The organism is Rhizobium sp. C1, assembly GCF_021026335.1.
Taxonomy (GTDB): domain Bacteria; phylum Pseudomonadota; class Alphaproteobacteria; order Rhizobiales; family Rhizobiaceae; genus Ensifer_A.
This window is the reverse complement of sequence record NZ_JAJNCY010000001.1, coordinates 1-18,565: the sequence shown is the minus strand read 5'-3', so window position 1 is coordinate 18,565 and position 18,565 is coordinate 1. Positions and strand designations below refer to the sequence as shown.

The window sequence follows — 18,565 nt, the reverse complement described above, 5'->3', positions numbered from 1 at the left end:
GCTTCGGGAGTCGAACCAATTTGGGAGAATTTGGTTCGAAACAAAATGTCCGCAGCCGCGTTTTCTGCAGGAGGAGCAGCCTATGAGTTCATACACAGCTACAGCAGACCACCCCAGTTCGTTCTCGCCCAGCTCGTCGTCCAGCGAGCGCGATGCGCGGCAGATCAATGCCGACAGCACGGTTGACCCCGGTAATATCGCGCTTGGCGTGATCATCGGCCGATCATCGGAATTCTTCGACTTCTTTGTATACGGGATCGCCTCGGTCCTTGTTTTCCCGCAATTCTTCTTTCCCTTCACCGACCGCCTGACAGGCACTCTCCTGTCGTTCGCGGTCTTCTCTCTCGCCTTCCTGGCCCGTCCCGTGGGCACGGTGGTATTTACCGCGATCGACCGTGCCTATGGCCGCGGCACCAAGCTCGTCGCCGCCCTCCTTGTCCTCGGCGGCTCCACCGCCTCCATGGCCTTCCTGCCGGGATATAACGAAATCGGCCACTGGGCGATCGCCCTTCTCATCGTCTTCCGTCTCGGCCAGGGCTTCGCGCTCGGCGGCGCTTGGGACGGTCTGGCCTCGCTTCTCGCGCTCAACGCCCCGCCGCATCGTCGTGGCTGGTACGCCATGATGCCGCAGCTCGGCGCGCCGATCGGCTTCATCTTCGCAGCCGGCCTATTCGCCTACTTCCACTCGGCGATCAGCCAGGCCGACTTCCTGGAATGGGGCTGGCGCTTCCCGTTCTTCGTCGCTTTCGCTATCAACGTCGTGGCCCTTTTCGCCCGCCTTCGCCTTGTCGCGTCCACGGAATTCGGCGCGCTTCTCGACCGGGCAGAACTTGTCCCCGTGCGTACGGTCGATCTCGTGAAGAACCACGGCGTCGACCTGCTGATCGGCACGTTCACGCCGCTTGCCAGCTTCGCCATGTTCCACCTCGTCACCATCTTCTCGCTGAGCTGGGTGACGCTCACCACAGACCATGACATCTCCAGCTTCCTGCTGGTTGAATTGGTCGGCGCGATCGTCGGCACGGGTACGATCGTCCTGTCTGGCCTGCTCGCCGACAAGATCGGCCGCCGCGGCCAGCTGACGGTGTCCGCCGTGTTGATCGCCATCTTCAGCATCATTGCGCCGGTCCTGCTGTCGTTTGGCGCGCGTGGGCTTGATGCCTTCGTCATCATCGGCTTTGCGCTCCTCGGCCTGTCCTTTGGCCAGGCCGCCGGTGCGGTCGCCTCGCGCTTCGGCAAGGTGTACCGCTACTCCGGTGCGGCGCTGACATCCAATATGGCATGGCTGATCGGCGCAGGCTTTGCCCCGCTCGTCGCGCTCGGCCTCGCTACGTCCTTCGGCGTCGCCTATGTCGGCATGTATCTGCTCTCCGGCGCCGTCTGCACCATGGGTGCCATCGCATTCAGCCGCAAGCTGGACACGATGGACGACTGATCGGACGGCCTGGTCATCCGCAAACTGCAGGAACGGCGCCCCTCGGGGCGCCGTTTCGCGTTTCAGGAGACCTCGAACTTTGCCGCCAGCGACGCCGAAAGCTGCGCGGCGAAACGCGCGGCCGCTACCGGCAGGGTTCTCCCCTTCAACTGCCCCATGTAGAGCACTCCAGCTGGCACATCGCGTCGATCCAGCGGGCGCGAAACAAGCTCGCCGGTGCTTGTCTGCTCCGAAAGGCCGATGGGTATCTGGAAGGACAGAATATTCTCCGCCACCGCATGATTTCGGAGGAATTCGAAACTGTCGGATTCGATCACCGGCTCCACCCGCACGGAGGCGGTCAGCAGCGCCATGTCGATGAGATGACGCACCCCATAGGGAGCGGTTGGCAGCGCGATCGGATAGGCTAGACAATCGCTGAGCCGCAAGACATCCTTCGCCGCCAGCGGATGATCCCGTCCCATGACCACATAGACCGGCTGGAACACCCGCATCAGCGTCATGAAATCGGCAAGCCGCACTGGCTCGAACACAATGGCGATATCAGCCGTATGATCGACCAGCGCCCGCTCAGCCGCCTCGCGGTCGCGCACGTGTACGCCGAAGGTCACATTCGGATGCTCCTTGCGGTAAAGCGAAATCTCCATCGGCAGGAAATAGGGCAAGAGCGCCTGACTGCAGGCAATCGATACATGCCCGCGCCGCACACCGGACAGGTCGGCGATCTGTGAGCGCACACGTTCCATATCGGACATCTGGTTGCGAATATGATGGATCAGCAGCTCGCCTGCGCTCGAAAGCCGGACCCCATGCGGCAGCCGCTCGAAGATGGGAACCCCGAGCTCATCCTCGATCGCCAGAATACGCCGGTTCAGCGCGGTGGAGGTGATGGCAAGGCTTTCTGCCGCACCCCGGATGGAACCGGCTTTCACCACGGCATCGATGTAGCGGAAGGTCGTCAGGTGGCGCATTGTCGTCTTGTCCTCCTGCTGCATTTTTTGCAGCGGTCTGGCCAAAACATAGCACAAGACATTTGCACCGCCATCCTAATAACGTGTGCCTGTCGTTGAGGCGCGACGGTCTTTATCAGAGGCAGGGGCGCGCAGAGGAAATCAATTTTGAAACTTTTCGAACCGCACCGGGGAGCATTGCAATGACGAAAATCTGGACACCCAATCGCCGCCAATTTCTGAAGACTTCAGCCGGCGTCGCCGGCCTTGCCGCCGCTTCCAGCCTGCTTCCGGGCGGCATGGCCCGCGCAGCCGGTCTTACCGTCGGTTTCATCTATGTCGGCCCGAAGGACGATTACGGCTACAACCAGTCGCATGCCGAGGGTGCCGCGATCGTCAAGAAGATCCCCGGCGTGAAGGTCGTTGAGGAAGAGCGTGTGCCGGAAACCGTCGATGTCCAGAAGACGATGGAATCGATGATCAATTTCGATGGCGCGACACTCCTCTTCCCCACCTCCTTCGGCTATTTCGACCCCCATATCCTGACGCTGGCGCCGAAATACAAGGACGTCCGCTTCGAGCACTGCGGCGGTCTCTGGACTGAAAAGAACCCGAAGAATGTCGGTTCCTATTTCGGCTATATCGGCCTGGGGCAGTATCTGAACGGCATCGCCGCCGGCCACGCCACCAAGACGAAGAAGATCGGCTTCGTCGCCGCCAAGCCGATCCCGCAGGTCCTGCTGAACATCAACTCCTTCCTGCTCGGCGCACGCGCGGTTGATCCGACCATCACCTGCCAGGTCATCTTCACCGGCGAATGGTCGCTGGCCGTCAAGGAAGCGGAAGCCACCAACGCGCTGGCCGATCAGGGCGTTGATGTCGTCACCTGCCATGTCGACGGCCCCAAGGTCATCATGGAAACCGGCGCCGGCCGCGGCATGTATCTCTGCGGCTATCACGCCAACCAGTCGAAGCTTGCGCCGGAAAAGTACCTTACCGGTGCCGAATGGAACTGGGGCAAGGTCTATACCGACATGGTCAACGCCACGCTCAAGGGCGAGACGATCCCGAACTTCGTGCGCGGCGGCCTCTCCGAAGGCTTCATCAAGATGAGCCCGCTCGGCCCCGCTGTCAGCGAAGCCTCGCGCAAGCAGTTCGAGTCGACCCAGGCCACCATCCTCAAGGGCGGCTTCTCCGTGATCAAGGGGCCACTGAAGGACAACAAGGGTAATGTCGTCGCGAAGGACGGCGAGGCTTTCGCCGAGACCGACGTCAAGCTCGAGAGCATGAACTACCTCGTCGAAGGCGTCATCGGGTCGACCTCATGATGGGCTTTTCAGGTTCTTCGACATCGCTTGGGAGGCGAAGGGCTAGCGGATCAGGTTTCGCATCATGGGCCTTAATCCCAATGCTCCCACCACGCTCGGCAGACTTCTTCGTGCTTCAGGCGGATTCGCGAGACGAGCCGCCCGCACCTCAGGTCTCCTGGGAGAGCCATTTCCGGAAACTCTCCGAGGGATAGGCGGCGCAAGGCGAACGCGGGCTGAACACTGCCCGGAATTCCGCTTCCGCTCCCACAAACCGAAAGACTGGACCTGGCTGCGCGCTACCCGGCGCGCAGCTCCTACCAAGACCCGAAGGAACAACAGGCCATGACCACCGAAGCAGGACTTGCCGCCCCGGCGACGGGTGCCATCAATGCCGAGACGGCCGAAACGTTTGCCCGCAAGCTGGACGCGGTACTGCTGCCGCTTGCGGCGCTCCTCGTCGGCATGTCGATCTTCTCGATTTTTCTTCTCTTCCTCGGCAAGTCGCCGATCGAGTTTTTCCAGATCGTCTACAAGGCCGGGTTCGGCACCGCCTTCTCCTGGACGAATACACTCGCCCGCGCCGCCCCTCTCCTTCTGGCCGCCCTTTGTGTCGCTCTGCCCGCCCGTCTCGGCCTCGTCATCATCGGCGGTGAAGGCGCAATCGTTTTGGGTGGCGTGGCCGCCGGCGCGGTCGCCATGCTCGCGCCGGGCCTCCCCGGCCCGATCGGCATCATCTTCATGGCCATCGCCGCTTGCGTTGTCGGTGGCGCGTGGATCGGCGGCATCGGCGCGTTGCGGCACCTTCGCGGCGTCAACGAAACCATCTCCTCGCTCCTCATGGCCTATATCGCCATCGCGCTCATGAACCACCTTGTGGAAGGACCGCTGCGCGATCCGGCGAGCCTCAACAAGCCCTCGACTGCGCCGCTGCCGGATGCATGGCGCATCGGCGAAATCCCCGGCGTCGGCGTTCACTGGGGCCTTGCCGTCGGCATCATCGGCTGCATCGTCTGCTGGCTGCTCATCGAGCGCACCACCTGGGGCTTTGCCGCCCGCATCGTCGGTGGCAACGTGAAAGCCGCGCAAATTCAAGGCCTTCCGGCAGGTCTCCTGATGATTGGCTTCACCGCACTGGGTGGCGCTTTCGCCGGGCTCGCCGGCATGTTCGAGGTCGCCGCCGTGCACGGCTCGGCCAATGCCTCGCTCGCCGCCGGCTATGGTTACACGGGCATCCTCATCGCCTTCCTTGCCCGGCATAACGGCCTCGCCATCATTCCCGCCGCTATCGTCTTTGCCGGCTTCGAGGCCTCCAGCGGCCTGATCCAGCGTCGCCTCGATCTGCCCGACGCCACCATCCTCGTGCTCGAAGGCATCGTCTTCATCACCATCCTTCTCTCCGACGCGCGGCAGGACAGGGTCAGCATCGTCAAGCTCATGAAGGGAGCCAGCGCATGACGACCGATATAGGTCTCTGGGGCGTGCCCCTTGCCATTCTCGGCGGCGCGATCCGCGTCTCCACCCCCTTCATCTTCGTCTCCGTCGGCGAGGCGCTGACGGAACGCTCCGGTCGTGTCAACCTTGGCCTCGAAGGCACTCTCGTCTTCGGCGCGATGAGCGGTTATGCGGTTGCCTACCAGACCAATTCCGCCTGGATCGGCCTTCTCGCTGCCGCCTTCTTCGGCATGCTTTTCGGCCTCTTTCATGGCTGGATCTGCAAGCTGCCCAAGGTGAACGACATCGCACTCGGCATTGCGCTGATGATCTTCGGTTCCGGCCTCGCCTTCTTTTTCGGCAAGCCCTACATCCAGCCCGTCGCCCCGCATCTGCCGGCCATCTCGCTCGGCTGGTGGTCCGACGTGCCGCAGGTGCAGGCAGCCCTTCGTGTCAATGTTCTCTTCATCGCCGGCATCGCGCTCGCCATCGCCGCCTCCTGGATGCTCAAGAACACCAAGGTCGGCCTGACCATCCGCGTCGCCGGCGACAGTGCCGACGCCGCCCGCGCGCTCGGCATCGACGTCAACCGCGTCCGCCTCTGGTCGACCGCCGCCGGCGGGGCGCTGGCCGGCATCGGCGGGGCCTATCTCTCGCTCTATTATCCCGGCAGCTGGAACGAAGGCATCTCCTCGGGGCAAGGCCTGATGGCCGTGGCGCTCGTGATCTTCGCCCGCTGGAGCCCGATCAACTGCGCCTATGCCTCGCTTCTCTTCGGCGGTGCGGGCGCACTCGGCCCGGCGCTGCAATCCGTCGGCGTCACGCAGGGCTATTACCTCTTCTACGCCGCGCCCTATGTCCTGACGCTCGGCCTTCTCATTGCCACCAGTTCGACCACGCGGGCCATGACCTCGGCCCCCGGCGAACTCAGCATCACCAAATAACGACTGGAGACCGCAACGATGACCACCGTCAAGGCAGACCCCTATCTCTGGCCCTATAACGGCGACCTGCGCCCGCAAAACACCGCGCTGATCATCATCGACATGCAGACCGATTTCTGTGGGCCAGGCGGCTATGTCGACAAGATGGGCTATGACCTGTCACTGACCCGCGCGCCGATCGAGCCGATCAAGAAGGTCCTGACCGCCATGCGCGAAAAGGGCTACCACATCATCCACACCCGCGAAGGCCACCGCCCCGACCTTTCCGACCTGCCGCCCAACAAACGCTGGCGCTCGCAGCAGATCGGCGCCGGCATCGGCGATCTCGGCCCCTGCGGCCGCATCCTCGTGCGCGGCGAACCGGGCTGGGACATCATCGACGAGCTTTATCCCATCGCCGGCGAGATCATTATCGACAAGCCCGGCAAGGGCTCCTTCTGCGCCACGGACCTCGAACTGATCCTGCGCACCAAGGGCATCGAGAACATCATCCTCACCGGCATCACCACCGATGTCTGCGTCTCGACCACCATGCGCGAGGCCAACGACCGCGGCTTCGAATGCCTGATCCTGGAGGACTGCTGCGGCGCGACCGATCCGGGCAACCATGCTGCCGCGATCAAGATGGTCAAGATGCAGGGCGGTGTCTTCGGCTCCGTCTCCGACAGCGAAAAACTGGTGAGCGCCCTGCCATGAACCACGTGCTCGACAAGACTCCTCACCCGCCGACCCGCGCGCTTTCGCTCGAAACGCTCGGCATGACCATGCGCTTCGGCAATTTCACGGCGCTCCGCGATGTTTCGATCAAGGTGCCCGCCGGCTCCTTCCATGTGCTGCTGGGCGAAAACGGCGCCGGCAAATCGACGCTGGTCAAATGCATCATGGGCTTCTACCAGCCCACATCGGGTCAGTTGACGGTCGATGGCCGCGAGGTCGAGGTTGCCCATCCCCGCGCCGCGCACGATCTCGGGCTCGGCATGGTCTACCAGCATTTCACGCTGGTGCCCTCGCTGACCGCTGCCGAAAACCTCGTCATCAGCCGCGCCGACGTGCCGGCGAAAATCAACTGGGCGCGCGAGCGCGAAGCTCTTGCCGCCTTCATGGCCACGATGCCCTTCCAGGTGCCGCTCGATGTCCCGGTCGGACGGCTTGCCGCCGGCGAGAAGCAGAAGCTCGAACTTTTGAAGCAGCTCTATCTCGGCCGCAAGTTCCTCATCCTCGACGAGCCGACCTCGGTGCTGACACCGTCCGAATCCGATGAACTGCTCGGCATGGTGCGTGGGCTCACCACGTCAGGCGATCTCACCTGCCTGATGATTTCCCACAAGTTCCGCGAGGTCACCGCCTTCGCCGATGAGGTGTCCGTGCTTCGGCGTGGCGAATATGCCGGCGGCGGCAAGGTCGCAGACCTCTCGACCGCCGACATGGCCGCGATGATGATCGGCGAAAAGGAACTCGTCCGCTCCGCCAAGCGCGTCGAGACCTCCGGCAATGTCGTCCTTGAGGTCAAGGGTGCCAAGGCCCCCGACCGCTCCGGCTTCAAGACCATCGAGATCGGCGATCTCAAGGTCAAGGCCGGCGAAATCGTCGGCATTGCCGGCATTTCCGGCAACGGCCAGATGGAACTGATGCAGATGCTCGCCGGTCAGCGCCCGCTGGACGAGGGCGAAATCCGTGTCAAGGATACACCCTACAAGGCCACCCGCACCGAGGCCCGCAAATTCAATGTCCGCTACCTGCCGGAAGAGCCACTGAAAAATGCCTGCGCCCCGAAGATGACGGTCGCCGAAAACATCTTCTTCCGCGATTTCGACGCCAGGGGCGGCAAGAACCAGTTCTGGCTCGACACCCGCCGCATGATGGCGGAGGCCGCGCGTCTGGTCGGCGAATACAAAGTCAAGACCGCCTCGCTTGCCTCGCAGATCGCCTCGCTCTCCGGTGGCAATGTGCAGCGCGCCGTGCTCGCCCGCGAACTCACCGGCGAGGTCGATCTGCTGGTCATCGCCAATCCCTGCTTCGGCCTCGACTTCTCGGCGGTCGCCGAAATCCGCGCCCGCATCATGGCCGCCCGCAATGCCGGAACCGCCGTGCTGCTGATCAGCGAGGACCTCGACGAGATCCTTGAACTGTCGGACAGAATCCTCGTCATGTCGGAAGGGCACATCGCCTATGAGACACCGGCGGCGAGCGCCGAAATCGGCGAGATCGGCAAATACATGGCAGGGCATCACTGATGGCGACGATCAAGGCACGACCCTTCGACTTCAACCTCGAGCGCAAGAAGACGGCGCTGATCGTCATCGACATGCAGCGCGATTTTGTCGAGCCGGGCGGCTTCGGCGAAACTCTTGGCAATGACGTGACCCGCCTGCAGGCCATCATCCCGGCCACTGCCGCGCTGATTGCCGGTTTCCGCAAGGCCGGGCTGACCATCGTCCACACCCGCGAATGCCACCGGCCCGACCTTGCCGACTGCCCACCGGCCAAGAAGGATCGCGGCAATCCGAAGCTCCGCATCGGCGATCCGGGCCCGATGGGCCGCATCCTGATTTCCGGCGAGCCGGGCGCCGATATCGTGCCCGAGCTTTACCCACAAGAAGGCGAGATCGTCATCGACAAGCCCGGGAAGGGCGCGTTCTACGCCACGCCCCTTGGCGACATGCTGAAGGAGCGCGGCATCACCCAGCTGGTCTTTGCCGGCGTAACGACGGAAGTCTGCGTGCAGACGACCATGCGCGAGGCGAACGACCGAGGCTATGAATGCCTGCTCGCCGAGGACGCGACCGAAAGCTATTTCCCCGAATTCAAGAAGGCCGCCATCGACATGATGACCGCGCAGGGCGCGATCGTCGGCTGGGTGGCCCCCGTTTCCAGCATCGTGGAGGCCCTGTCATGACAACTGCGATCAACATGCCCGAATTCCTGCAAGGCGGCTGGCGGGAATGCCAGTTCGAATACTTCCGAGACGGCGTCGAAATCTGCCGTCTCGTGCGCGGCGAACCGGAACTGGCGCTGCTGCGCTATCAGCCCGGCGCGGAAGTCCCTGCCCATATTCATGAGGGCCTCGAGACCATTCTTGTGCTCGAAGGGTCCCAGAGTGACGAAAACGGGCTTTACGAAACGGGAGCCCTCGTCACCAATCCGCAAGGAACCGTACACTCCGTTCAGTCGCAAGAAGGTTGCGTGATCCTCATCCAGTGGGCCAAGCCCGTGAAAATCCTCGAGTGAAAAGAGAATGACGCCTGTGAATATCGAAAGCCTGCCCTTTACCCTGTCATCGCTGCACAACGCCTATGCCGGCGGCCTCAAACCCGAGGCCGTCGTCGCCGAAGTCTATCGCCGCATTCGGCTTGCGAACGATCCCGGCATTTTCATCCACCTGCCCGCAGAGGCTGAAACGGTTGCCGCGGCGGCAGCCCTCGGGGCCTATGACGCCGCAAAGCCGCTGTGGGGCATCCCTTTCGCCGTTAAGGACAATATCGACGTGGGCGGCATGCCGACCACCTGCGCCTGCCCGGACTTCGCCTATCAGGCCGGCGAAGACGCCTTTGTCGTGGCGCGCCTGAAGGAAGCCGGCGCGATTGTCATCGGCAAGACCAATCTCGATCAGTTTGCCACCGGCCTTGTCGGTGTGCGCACCCCCTATCCGGCACCCAAGAATGCCATCGACCCTGAAATCGTACCCGGCGGATCGAGCGGCGGTTCCGGCGTCGTGGTCGCGCGCGGCATTGTCACGTTCTCGCTGGGCACCGACACGGCCGGCTCCGGCCGGGTTCCGGCAGCGCTGAACAACATTGTCGGCCTCAAGCCCTCGCTTGGCAGCCTTTCGGCCACCGGCATGGTGCCGGCCTGCCGTACGCTCGACACGATCTCCATCTTCGCGCTGACTGTCGACGACGCCTTCGCTGCCTTTGCAGCCGCGACACGCTACGACGTGACCGACGCCTATTCGAAGCGCTTTGCGCCGATGAAGGTGACGACGCCCGCCAAGGGTTTGCGGATAGGCGTTCCGGACGAAAAGACCCGGATCTTCTTCGGGGACGACGCCCAGGCCGCGTCCTTCACCGCGACTTGCGAAGTGCTGAAGAAACTGGGCCACGAAATCATCGAGATCGACTTCACACCGCTCTATCAGGTCGCGGCCATGCTTTACGAGGGCGCATGGGTAGCCGAGCGCTATGCAGCCACGGAAAGCATCATGAAGGAGCGTCCGGAGATCATGCATCCGGTCACGCGCCAGATCATCGGCGGGGCTGAAAAGCTTTCCGCCGCCGACGCATTCAAGGGCATCTACCGTCTGGCGGACCTCAAGCGGAAGGCCGAGCCGCTGCTTGAGGCGGTAGATTGCCTTTGCGTACCGACCATCCCCCGCTTCTTCAGCGTCAAGGATCTGGAAGCGGACCCGATCGGTCCCAACTCGAAATTCGGCACCTACACCAATTTCGTCAACCTGCTCGACATGGCCGGCATCGCCGTACCTGTGGCGACCCGCAGGGATGGCCGTCCCGGTAGCGTGACGCTGCTCGGCAAAAGCGGCGCGGACGGGCTGCTTGCCGGCATCGCCCGCACACTGCATGAGGGCGCAGACGTGGTGCTCGGAGCGACTGACTGGCCGCTGCCAGCGCAGAACGCGGCAACCTCGCTACCCGGGCCTGATGCGGGCGAGATGGCCGTGGCGCTTGTCGGCGCGCATATGGGCGGCCTGCCGCTCAACCACGAGGTCGCCGGTCGGGGTGGCCGCTTCCTCTACGCCGGCCGCACCGCTCCGCAATACCGCCTCTACGCGCTGGCCGGCGGCCCGCCGAAACGGCCGGGGCTGGTGCGCAGGGAAGATGGCGCGCCCATTGCGCTCGAAGTCTGGTCGATCCCGCTCGCGCGCTTCGGGGAATTCATGGAGGGCATCCCCTCGCCGCTCGGCATCGGGACGATCCAGCTGGAAGGCGGAGCGACCGTCAAGGGATTCCTGTGCGAGAGTGCAGGCCTCGCCGGCGCAGAGGACATCACGAGCTTCGGGGGCTGGCGCGCCTATCTCGAACAGCGGTGACCCCGGCATGAAAAAGCCCGGCCATGCAGATAGCGGGGCCGGGCAAGGGAAAATGGGATCTGTCATGCGCCCGCTGTCCGGCCGCGCCCGCAGGCGGGGCAGGACAGCTGGATATCAGTCACGCACTCTTTCTGCGGATGCGCGTGTAAACGATATTGCGGTTCTCACCGTAGAAGACATCGACATCGACCCTGTTGCGATCGACGGCGGCGTTGACGATCTGCCACATATCCGCTTCCGATCTCAGCAGCAGTGGCCAGTCCATGAAGGTTTCCATGTACCCGTCGGTCCGGATCTCTTGACTGTAATTGGCAAAGAGATAAGCCCCGCCCGGCTTCAGCATCTCGATGAGACGCTGCGTGAGACGCACTGCCACCGCATAAGGCAGATAGTCATAGAGACCCGATGCATAGACGAGATCGAACGTGCCGAGATCATAGCTGCGGCGCATCAACCCGCTGACATTGCCGACCATCGGGAGGATCGACGTTCCGGGATTGGCCCGTGCAACGACATCAACGCTCTCGGCGTCCTGATCGAGCGCAACCCAGCGGCCGAGCCGGCCCGATTGGAACGACTCGGAAAGCTCTGCCTCGCGAAGATAGCCGCAGGCAACCGCCAGAACTTCGGCCTTCTCCGCGTGGGCAGAAGCCGCATCCACCTCTTTCGCCAGAATTTCACGGCGCTCCCGCGCGGCGACAGACGTGGTTGCCTCGACCGTATAAGCGAAGATCTCAGACCCCAGACTGGAAGCGGCGGCCACGACCTCCGCGGCTGCGGGGTGTTTGTAGATGATGTCGAGAAGGCCGGCATCGCCCGAATAGCCGCGCGGTTTTTCAAACGACCATTTCGTGAAGGGATCCTGCAACAGGAATTGTGATACGGGATGGGCCTGCGCCACCGGGATCAGATGCTTCCAGACACCGGCGCCGGAAGAAATTCGCAGATCATGCAGATCAGCGGCCAGACGGGCGACAGTCTCGCTCGTGTCGGCGTGGCGTTCGAAGCGTTGGCGCGCCAGTTCGAGAACCAGCGCAAGCTGGGCCCGCTTCTCTCGCAGCTTGACCTCGTCAATGACCTCTTGGGCGCCTCTGCCCAATCTGGCAACCAGGGCCGGGGTGATCATGCTCTGCTCATCGATATGCGATTTCGTCGACTGCATCTACGCAACTCCTCAATCGAGCGCCTTACATTCACAGACAAAGCCTATCGCAATTCGCATGATAAGGAAGTTTTTAATTAAATTTTGGTTAATTTGCATCTTTCTGCTTATCTCGATCTAAACCCTTGGCAAGAAAGCAGCTTGTTTCGTTTACCGGCAGTTAGCAGAAATGGCAGTAAAAGAGACATCTGCAGGTAAAGATCGGACGCTGAATCCCTAAGGGTGAGGAAACCGCCAATATCGAGGGAAAAGGGTAATATGGAGCTGACTGACGAAGTCGCGCGACGCGCAGTCGCAGCCCTGCATCGACCTTGGTGGAAGCCGGCCGATCCCTTTTTGCTATCGTTGCTCATGCAGCGCGACGCCGAGCAGAATATCCGCACGGTCCGTCTCGGCATCGTCGCCGCCGCCTTCGTCAACAGCCTCTTCTGTTTCCTCGATTATCTGCTCCTGCCCGACGTCGCCAACACCCTGATCATGGTGCGCCTCGGCGTAGGCATTCTGTTTGTGGCCGTTGTCGAACTGGCCGCCAGAAACACAAGATCGCTGCCCCTGATCCATCTTTCAGCTGCGCTGGGAATAGTGGTGGCCGCAATCGGCTGGCTCATCCCGGCTCTGCAGACGGGCCAGCAGGTCACGCTTTCGCAATTCATGATCTTCGGGACGATTTTCGTCCTGGGCGCCAACCTGTTTTTCAATTTTCGGTTCTGGCTCTCCGCGCTTTCGTCTGCGACGGTGACGTTCGCCTTCGTCTATGGCCTGATGGTTTCGCTCGATACGAACGACATCGCGCGCTGGGTGTTGTCTCTCTACTTTGTCTCGATCCTGGCCTTTTCGCTCTATCTCTCCTGGCGCCTGAGCCTGGAACGTTACAACTCCTTCCTGCACTCCCTGCAGGCGCAAATTCAGGAGAAGGTGGCGATCGAGAAGGGTCAACAGCTCGAAAAAATTGCCGAGACCGATCCGCTGACGGGCCTGCGCAACCGCCGCGCCATCAGCCAGGACTTCCTGAACCTGACGCGCAACGGCCTTGCGGAAAACGAACAGATCGGCCTGATCCTGATCGACGTCGACTATTTCAAACGCTTTAACGACAGTCTTGGACATCACGCAGGCGATGAATGTCTGATTGCGCTGGCGCGCCTGTTTTCGGAGACGGCGGCAGAGGTTGGCGCCGTCGCGGGCCGGCATGGCGGCGAGGAATTCGTGATCCTGTCCAAGGTCAATTCCCCAGGACGTCTGGTGGAACTGACCGAACTTTTCTGCCGGCGCGTGGAAGCGCTGGCCATCCCGCATCCGGATCGCGGAGACGACCGTCATATCATCACGATCAGTGCCGGCGCGACGATGACGCGCAACGATGGCAGCCTGGAACTGACAATTCTGCTCCAGCAGGCCGACCGCGCGCTCTACACCTCGAAATTTGCCGGCCGCGCCACTTTCACGATCTACGATCCGACGGAAGCCGCCCGCGACGCCTCCGGCAAGAACCTCGCCGAATTGCTCAAGCTCGCCATTTCGCGCAATCTCGTCTCCCTGGTCTATCAGCCGTTCATCGACACGAAGTCCAATGACGTCATCGGCTATGAGAGCCTGATGCGGATGCGCGATTTCGATGGCAGCGTGATCAGCCCCGCGGTTTTCATTCCCGTTGCAGAACAGACCGGCGCGATCCACCAGCTCGGCCGCTGGGCGATCGAGCGTGCCTGCCACGACATCGCGACCCACGGTCTGGGCGAGGTCGTTTCGGTCAACGTCTCGGCCGTCCAGCTCAAGACGCCGGGCTTCCCGCTTCAGGTCACCGAGATCATCGGCCAGTATGGCATTTCGCCAAAGAAACTGGCGCTCGAGGTGACGGAAGGCATCGATATCGCGCTGGAAACACAGGCGCAGAAGAATATCGAGCAGCTGCGCTCCTTCGGTGTTCAGGTCTGGCTCGACGATTTCGGCACCGGCTTCGCCGGCCTTGCGTGGCTGCGCCGCTTCGATTTCGACGTCGTCAAGATCGACCGCGCCTTCCTTCACGACTGCGAGACAACGCGCGGCTCCAGCATGTTGCATGACATGGTGCGGCTGCTGCGCAATCGCGGCGTTCATGTCCTGGTCGAAGGGGTCGAAACCAAAACCCAGGTCGAACTTCTCAAGCGTCTGGGCGTCAATACAATGCAGGGCTATTATCTCGGCCGGCCGGAACCCCTTGCCACCGTTCTGGCGCACAGGGCGGCAACGCATTGGGGCTAGATGCCCCGGTGTCTTCAGGACATCTCATGTCGCCCCTTGCCGCGCCGGCATCGCTCTGAACAATAGCGCACGGTGTCCCAGTCCCGCGCCCACTTCTTCCGCCAGACAAATGGTCTTCCGCAGACCGCACAGACTTTCTGCGGGAGTTCGCTTTTCTTTTTGGGCCGAGCCTTTTCCATCTGGTGGTCTACGCCAGCAAGAGCGTGCCGGATCGGTTCATGAAATCCGCTCGCCCGCCCTCAGCGTAGTCACCGATATTGTGGAGAATTGCGCCGATGTTGCTGGATACAAACGGATTTGGCCCCTCAGGCAAGCCTGAACGCGAGCCCCACCCCAGGCCGCAGCTGACCCTGAACCAGCAGAAAGTCCTTTTCTGGATCACTGGCTTCAATCTGGTCCTGATGCTGGTTGCGCCCATTGGCGGCGCGACGCTTCTGGAAATGGTGTTTTCGTGGCTGCGATGACAAAAGCGCCGCGCCGGAGATCCGGCACGGCGCAAAGGTCTCGCTTGGAACCCGTCTTACTCGGAAATCAGCCTGTTGGCCGCCGACACGATGGCCTCGAGTGACGAGGTCACAATATTGGTATTGATGCCGGCTCCGAAGAGCTTGCGGCCCTTGGCAGAGACTTCGACATAGGAGATGGCCGAGGCATTCGAGCCATGCTGGAGCGAGTGCTCGGAGTAATCATTCACCGTCATCTCGAAGCCGAGATAGGTCGAGAGCGCATTGACGAAACCGTCGATGGGCCCGGTTCCCCTGCCCTCGATCCGCTTCTTCTCGCCCTTGTCGGTAATCTCGGCCGCGACGATGCGCAGACCCGGATGCGCCGAATCGACATAGGAATGGTGATCGACGAACTTCAGCCGTGCGCCCGGCTGCGTCACATAGCGCTCGATAAAGTGATCGTAGATGCGCTTCGGCTGAACTTCCACGCCCTCTTCGTCAGTGATCCGCTGAATTTCGTCGCGGTACTCGACCTGCAGGTTGCGCGGCAGGTTGATGCCGTAATCTTCCTGCATGATATAGGCGATACCGCCCTTGCCCGACTGCGAGTTGATGCGGATGATCGCCTCGTAGGAGCGGCCGACATCCTGCGGGTCGATCGGCAGATAGGGCACTTCCCAGAGCGGCTTGTTGGCAACCTTGATCGCCTTCATGCCCTTGTTGATCGCATCCTGATGCGAGCCTGAGAAGGCCGTGTAGACCAGTTCGCCGACATAAGGATGACGTTCCGGGATTTTCAGCTCGTTCGAATATTCATAGACGGCCTTGATCCGCTCGATGTCGGAGCAGTCGAGCTTCGGATCCACGCCTTGCGTGAACATGTTCAGCGCAAGCGTCACGATATCGACATTGCCGGTGCGCTCGCCATTGCCGAACAGCGTGCCCTCGACACGGTCAGCACCCGCCATCAGGCCGAGTTCGGTGGCAGCGATGCCCGTGCCGCGGTCGTTATGCGGATGCAGCGAGACGATGACATTGCCGCGATCGTGGATATTGCGGCACATCCATTCGATCTGGTCGGCATAGATGTTCGGCGTCGCCATTTCGACGGTCGCCGGCAGGTTGAGGATCAGCTTGTTATCCGGGGTCGGCTGCATGACCTCGATGACGGCATTGGAGATTTCCAAAGCCACTTCGAGTTCCGTGCCCGTGAAGCTTTCCGGCGAATATTCAAAACGGAAACCGCCGCCGGCCTTCTCGGCCATGTCGCGGATCATCTTGGCCGCATCGACGGCAATCTGCTTGATGCCGGCAACATCCTTGCCGAACACCACGCGGCGCTGCAGTTCGGAGGTCGAGTTGTAGAAATGCACGATCGGCTTCGTCGCGCCTTCCAGCGCCTCGAAGGTCCGCGTGATCAGCTCCGGCCGGCACTGGACCAGCACCTGCAGGGAGACATCTTCCGGCACACCGCCCTCTTCCACACACCAGCGGGCGAAGTCGAAATCGGTCTGTGAGGCGGAGGGGAAACCGATCTCGATTTCCTTGAAGCCCATGTCGAGCAGCAGCTGGAACATCCGCGCCTTGCGATCATGGCCCATCGGATTGATGAGCGCCTGATTGCCGTCGCGCAGGTCGACCGAGCACCAGATCGGCGGCGTCACGATGGTCTTGGAAGGCCAGGTGCGGTCCTGCAGGGCAATCTGCGGATAGGGTTGGTACTTCACGCCTGCATTCGGCATGCCGTCCTGGGGGTGGTAGGTCTGCTTGATCATCGCTTCTTCTCGAAACTTCCAGTCGCGATCGCTCTTAGCGCACGGGCGCAGGTTTGGCGATACACGAATGCGGGCAAAACGGCCCGAAATTCAGTTCATGGGGTGATTGCGAAGAAGCGATTTGAGAGCCCGAGGCGGTCTTTCGGCCGCCGGGCGCTTCTTCAGAGGACCCGGCAACCGCGCGTAAGGCCGAGAAGAAGAAGCGATTTGACGGCAGCAGAACGGCTCCGCATGACCTGATGGCCGCGGGCGATTTCGTTCGAAAATTTCTTCAAGCTGTTCGTCATGGCGCTGCATATACCCGTTGCCCGCGAAATTGGCAAGCGCTTGATCAAATTTTCCGCTTGATGCCCTTTCCGAGTGCATAAACCGCGACCCCCGCAAGCAGCCCCCAGAAGGCGCCGGAGACACCGGCAAAGCTCTGGCCGGACGCCGTGACCATGAAGGTGACGGCCGCCGCCTCGCGCGTATCAGGGTCCTTGAAGGCGGCACTGGCCGAGGCCGAGAAGGCCCCGAAGAGCGCTAGCCCAGCAACCGCCTCAATGAGGATCGGCTGTGCCTGTGCGACAAACCAGGTGATGAAGCCTGTGAAGAGACCGAAGAGAACGTAGAAGATGCCTGCCATGATCGCCGACCAGTAGCGCCGACGCGGCTCCGGATGCGCATCCGGCCCGGCGCACATGGAAGCCGTGATGGCAGCGAGGCATACGCTATGGCCGCCGAAGGGCGCGGCGAGGATCGTGAGGATCCCGGTCCCCGCGAGCAGCGGCCCCGGCGGCGGCTCGAAGCCATTGACCTTGAGCACGGTGATGCCCGGAATGTTCTGCGAGGCCATGGTCACGAAGAAGAGCGGCACGGCAATCGAGATCATCGACTGCCACGTGAACCCCGGCGTGACCCATTCGAACGGCAGACTTGTCGCCGGGAGGCTAGTAAAGGCCCCTGCCGGAAACTGATAGACGGTGATCGCCGCAAAGGCGAGCAGCGCCGCCGGCACCGCCATCAAGCGGTTCCAGGCGCCGGCAATCGCCCAGGCGGCAAAGATGATCAGCCCCGCCGCCGGGAATGCGGCCACGGCCTTCACCGGCGCAAAACACAGTTCCATCAGCACGCCCGCCAGCATGGCGCTCGCCACGGCCTGCGGGATCTTCGTCACCGCATTACCGACCGGCCGAACCAGTCCCGCAATCACAACCAGCACATTCGCCGCCAGAAACGCCCCGACCGCCACGCCGAACCCACCGGCCACCGCCCCAGTGCCCGCCAGCAGCGCCGCCCCCGGCGTCGACCACGCGACCGACACCGGCATCCGCGTCCACACCGACAGGATGATCCCGAGAACCCCCATCGCCACCGAAAGCGCCGCCAGCCCCGAAGCCGCCTGCCCGGGTGTCGCGCCGACGACCGTCAGACCGTGCAGGATGACGGCAAACGAACTGGCAAAGCCGACGAATGCGGCAAGCAGCCCCATGGTGAAGGCTTGCGGGGAGAAATCTTTGAGCATGATGGGGCCGGATGTTGATCTGGTTGTGGAGGGAGACAGACCAGAGTGGGCGGAGATTGGCAAGGTCGCGCGACGGCAAAGCGGTACACAACCTTCTGAAGTGATCCGGAAAGCTCCGGTGTCAACGGCTCCCCCTCTGGCTGCCGCCATCTCCCCCACAAGGGGACCGTTGCAAAATTCGGGTGATGTGATTCACTTGGTTTGCAGCGGTTTGGAGAGGATGCGATGTCGGTTCGAGGGTCTGGGCAGTTCAGTTTTGTGGATGCGCTGATGCCGCAGGGCGGTGGAGGTCGTCTGGAGCGGCTTTCGGGTCTGGTGAAGTG

Annotated in this window: 16 protein-coding genes; 11 read left to right on the top strand and 5 right to left on the bottom strand. The window is 62.2% G+C overall.

Going from position 1 to position 18,565, the window contains the following annotated elements; genetic code table 11:
- The first annotated feature begins 82 nt into the window (after window positions 1–82).
- Window positions 83–1,435, top strand: coding sequence for an MFS transporter (locus LQK83_RS00085; protein WP_230835257.1), 1,353 nt, complete (start codon window positions 83–85; stop codon window positions 1,433–1,435).
- Window positions 1,436–1,497: 62 nt separating this feature from the next.
- Here the strand turns inward: LQK83_RS00085 and LQK83_RS00080 are convergent, their stop codons facing one another.
- Window positions 1,498–2,406: a LysR family transcriptional regulator gene (locus LQK83_RS00080; RefSeq protein ID WP_230835250.1), complete on the bottom strand. Its 909-nt coding sequence runs from the start codon at window positions 2,404–2,406 to the stop codon at window positions 1,498–1,500.
- 182 nt (window positions 2,407–2,588) lie between these two features.
- Between LQK83_RS00080 and LQK83_RS00075 the strand changes: the two genes are divergently transcribed.
- The 8 genes from LQK83_RS00075 (at window position 2,589) to atzF (ending at window position 11,114) form a co-directional block, all read left to right on the top strand.
- Entirely contained in the window at window positions 2,589–3,713 is a 1,125-nt protein-coding gene (locus LQK83_RS00075) for a BMP family ABC transporter substrate-binding protein (protein ID WP_230835249.1), read from the top strand.
- Between the two features lie 324 nt (window positions 3,714–4,037).
- Window positions 4,038–5,150, top strand: a complete 1,113-nt coding sequence (locus LQK83_RS00070; protein WP_230835248.1) for an ABC transporter permease — start codon at window positions 4,038–4,040, stop codon at window positions 5,148–5,150.
- The gene (locus LQK83_RS00065) at window positions 5,147–6,070 is read left to right on the top strand and encodes an ABC transporter permease (protein ID WP_230835247.1); all 924 of its coding nucleotides are present in this window, start codon (window positions 5,147–5,149) and stop codon (window positions 6,068–6,070) included. The genes LQK83_RS00070 and LQK83_RS00065 overlap by 4 nt, the downstream gene beginning before the upstream one ends.
- A gap of 18 nt (window positions 6,071–6,088) precedes the next feature.
- Window positions 6,089–6,766: a biuret amidohydrolase gene (biuH, locus tag LQK83_RS00060; protein WP_230835246.1), complete on the top strand. Its 678-nt coding sequence runs from the start codon at window positions 6,089–6,091 to the stop codon at window positions 6,764–6,766.
- Window positions 6,763–8,304: an ABC transporter ATP-binding protein gene (locus LQK83_RS00055; RefSeq protein ID WP_230835245.1), complete on the top strand. Its 1,542-nt coding sequence runs from the start codon at window positions 6,763–6,765 to the stop codon at window positions 8,302–8,304. The genes biuH and LQK83_RS00055 overlap by 4 nt, the downstream gene beginning before the upstream one ends.
- A complete protein-coding gene (locus LQK83_RS00050; RefSeq protein ID WP_230835244.1) occupies window positions 8,304–8,966 on the top strand; it encodes a cysteine hydrolase family protein in 663 nt (220 codons plus the stop codon). The genes LQK83_RS00055 and LQK83_RS00050 overlap by 1 nt, the downstream gene beginning before the upstream one ends.
- Entirely contained in the window at window positions 8,963–9,298 is a 336-nt protein-coding gene (locus tag LQK83_RS00045) for a cupin domain-containing protein (protein ID WP_230835243.1), read from the top strand. The genes LQK83_RS00050 and LQK83_RS00045 overlap by 4 nt, the downstream gene beginning before the upstream one ends.
- Before the next feature lie 7 nt (window positions 9,299–9,305).
- A complete protein-coding gene (atzF, locus tag LQK83_RS00040) occupies window positions 9,306–11,114 on the top strand; it encodes an allophanate hydrolase (protein WP_230835234.1) in 1,809 nt (602 codons plus the stop codon).
- Between the two features lie 118 nt (window positions 11,115–11,232).
- Here the strand turns inward: atzF and LQK83_RS00035 are convergent, their stop codons facing one another.
- The gene (locus LQK83_RS00035) at window positions 11,233–12,276 is read right to left on the bottom strand and encodes a class I SAM-dependent methyltransferase (protein ID WP_230835232.1); all 1,044 of its coding nucleotides are present in this window, start codon (window positions 12,274–12,276) and stop codon (window positions 11,233–11,235) included.
- 258 nt (window positions 12,277–12,534) lie between these two features.
- Between LQK83_RS00035 and LQK83_RS00030 the strand changes: the two genes are divergently transcribed.
- Window positions 12,535–14,517 carry a putative bifunctional diguanylate cyclase/phosphodiesterase gene (locus LQK83_RS00030; protein ID WP_230835230.1) on the top strand — a complete coding sequence of 661 codons (1,983 nt, stop codon included), beginning with the start codon at window positions 12,535–12,537 and terminating at the stop codon, window positions 14,515–14,517.
- Between the two features lie 14 nt (window positions 14,518–14,531).
- Here LQK83_RS00030 and LQK83_RS00025 read toward each other — a convergent pair whose 3' ends face one another.
- Window positions 14,532–14,696, bottom strand: a complete 165-nt coding sequence (locus LQK83_RS00025; protein WP_230835228.1) for a DUF2256 domain-containing protein — start codon at window positions 14,694–14,696, stop codon at window positions 14,532–14,534.
- A 96-nt stretch (window positions 14,697–14,792) separates the two neighbouring features.
- Between LQK83_RS00025 and LQK83_RS00020 the strand changes: the two genes are divergently transcribed.
- Window positions 14,793–14,981: a hypothetical protein gene (locus tag LQK83_RS00020; RefSeq protein WP_230835226.1), complete on the top strand. Its 189-nt coding sequence runs from the start codon at window positions 14,793–14,795 to the stop codon at window positions 14,979–14,981.
- Between the two features lie 56 nt (window positions 14,982–15,037).
- Here the strand turns inward: LQK83_RS00020 and leuA are convergent, their stop codons facing one another.
- Both leuA and LQK83_RS00010 read right to left on the bottom strand, forming a co-directional pair.
- Window positions 15,038–16,738: a 2-isopropylmalate synthase gene (leuA, locus tag LQK83_RS00015; protein ID WP_230835224.1), complete on the bottom strand. Its 1,701-nt coding sequence runs from the start codon at window positions 16,736–16,738 to the stop codon at window positions 15,038–15,040.
- A gap of 331 nt (window positions 16,739–17,069) precedes the next feature.
- Entirely contained in the window at window positions 17,070–18,242 is a 1,173-nt protein-coding gene (locus tag LQK83_RS00010) for a benzoate/H(+) symporter BenE family transporter (protein WP_230835222.1), read from the bottom strand.
- Window positions 18,243–18,565: the final 323 nt, after the last annotated feature.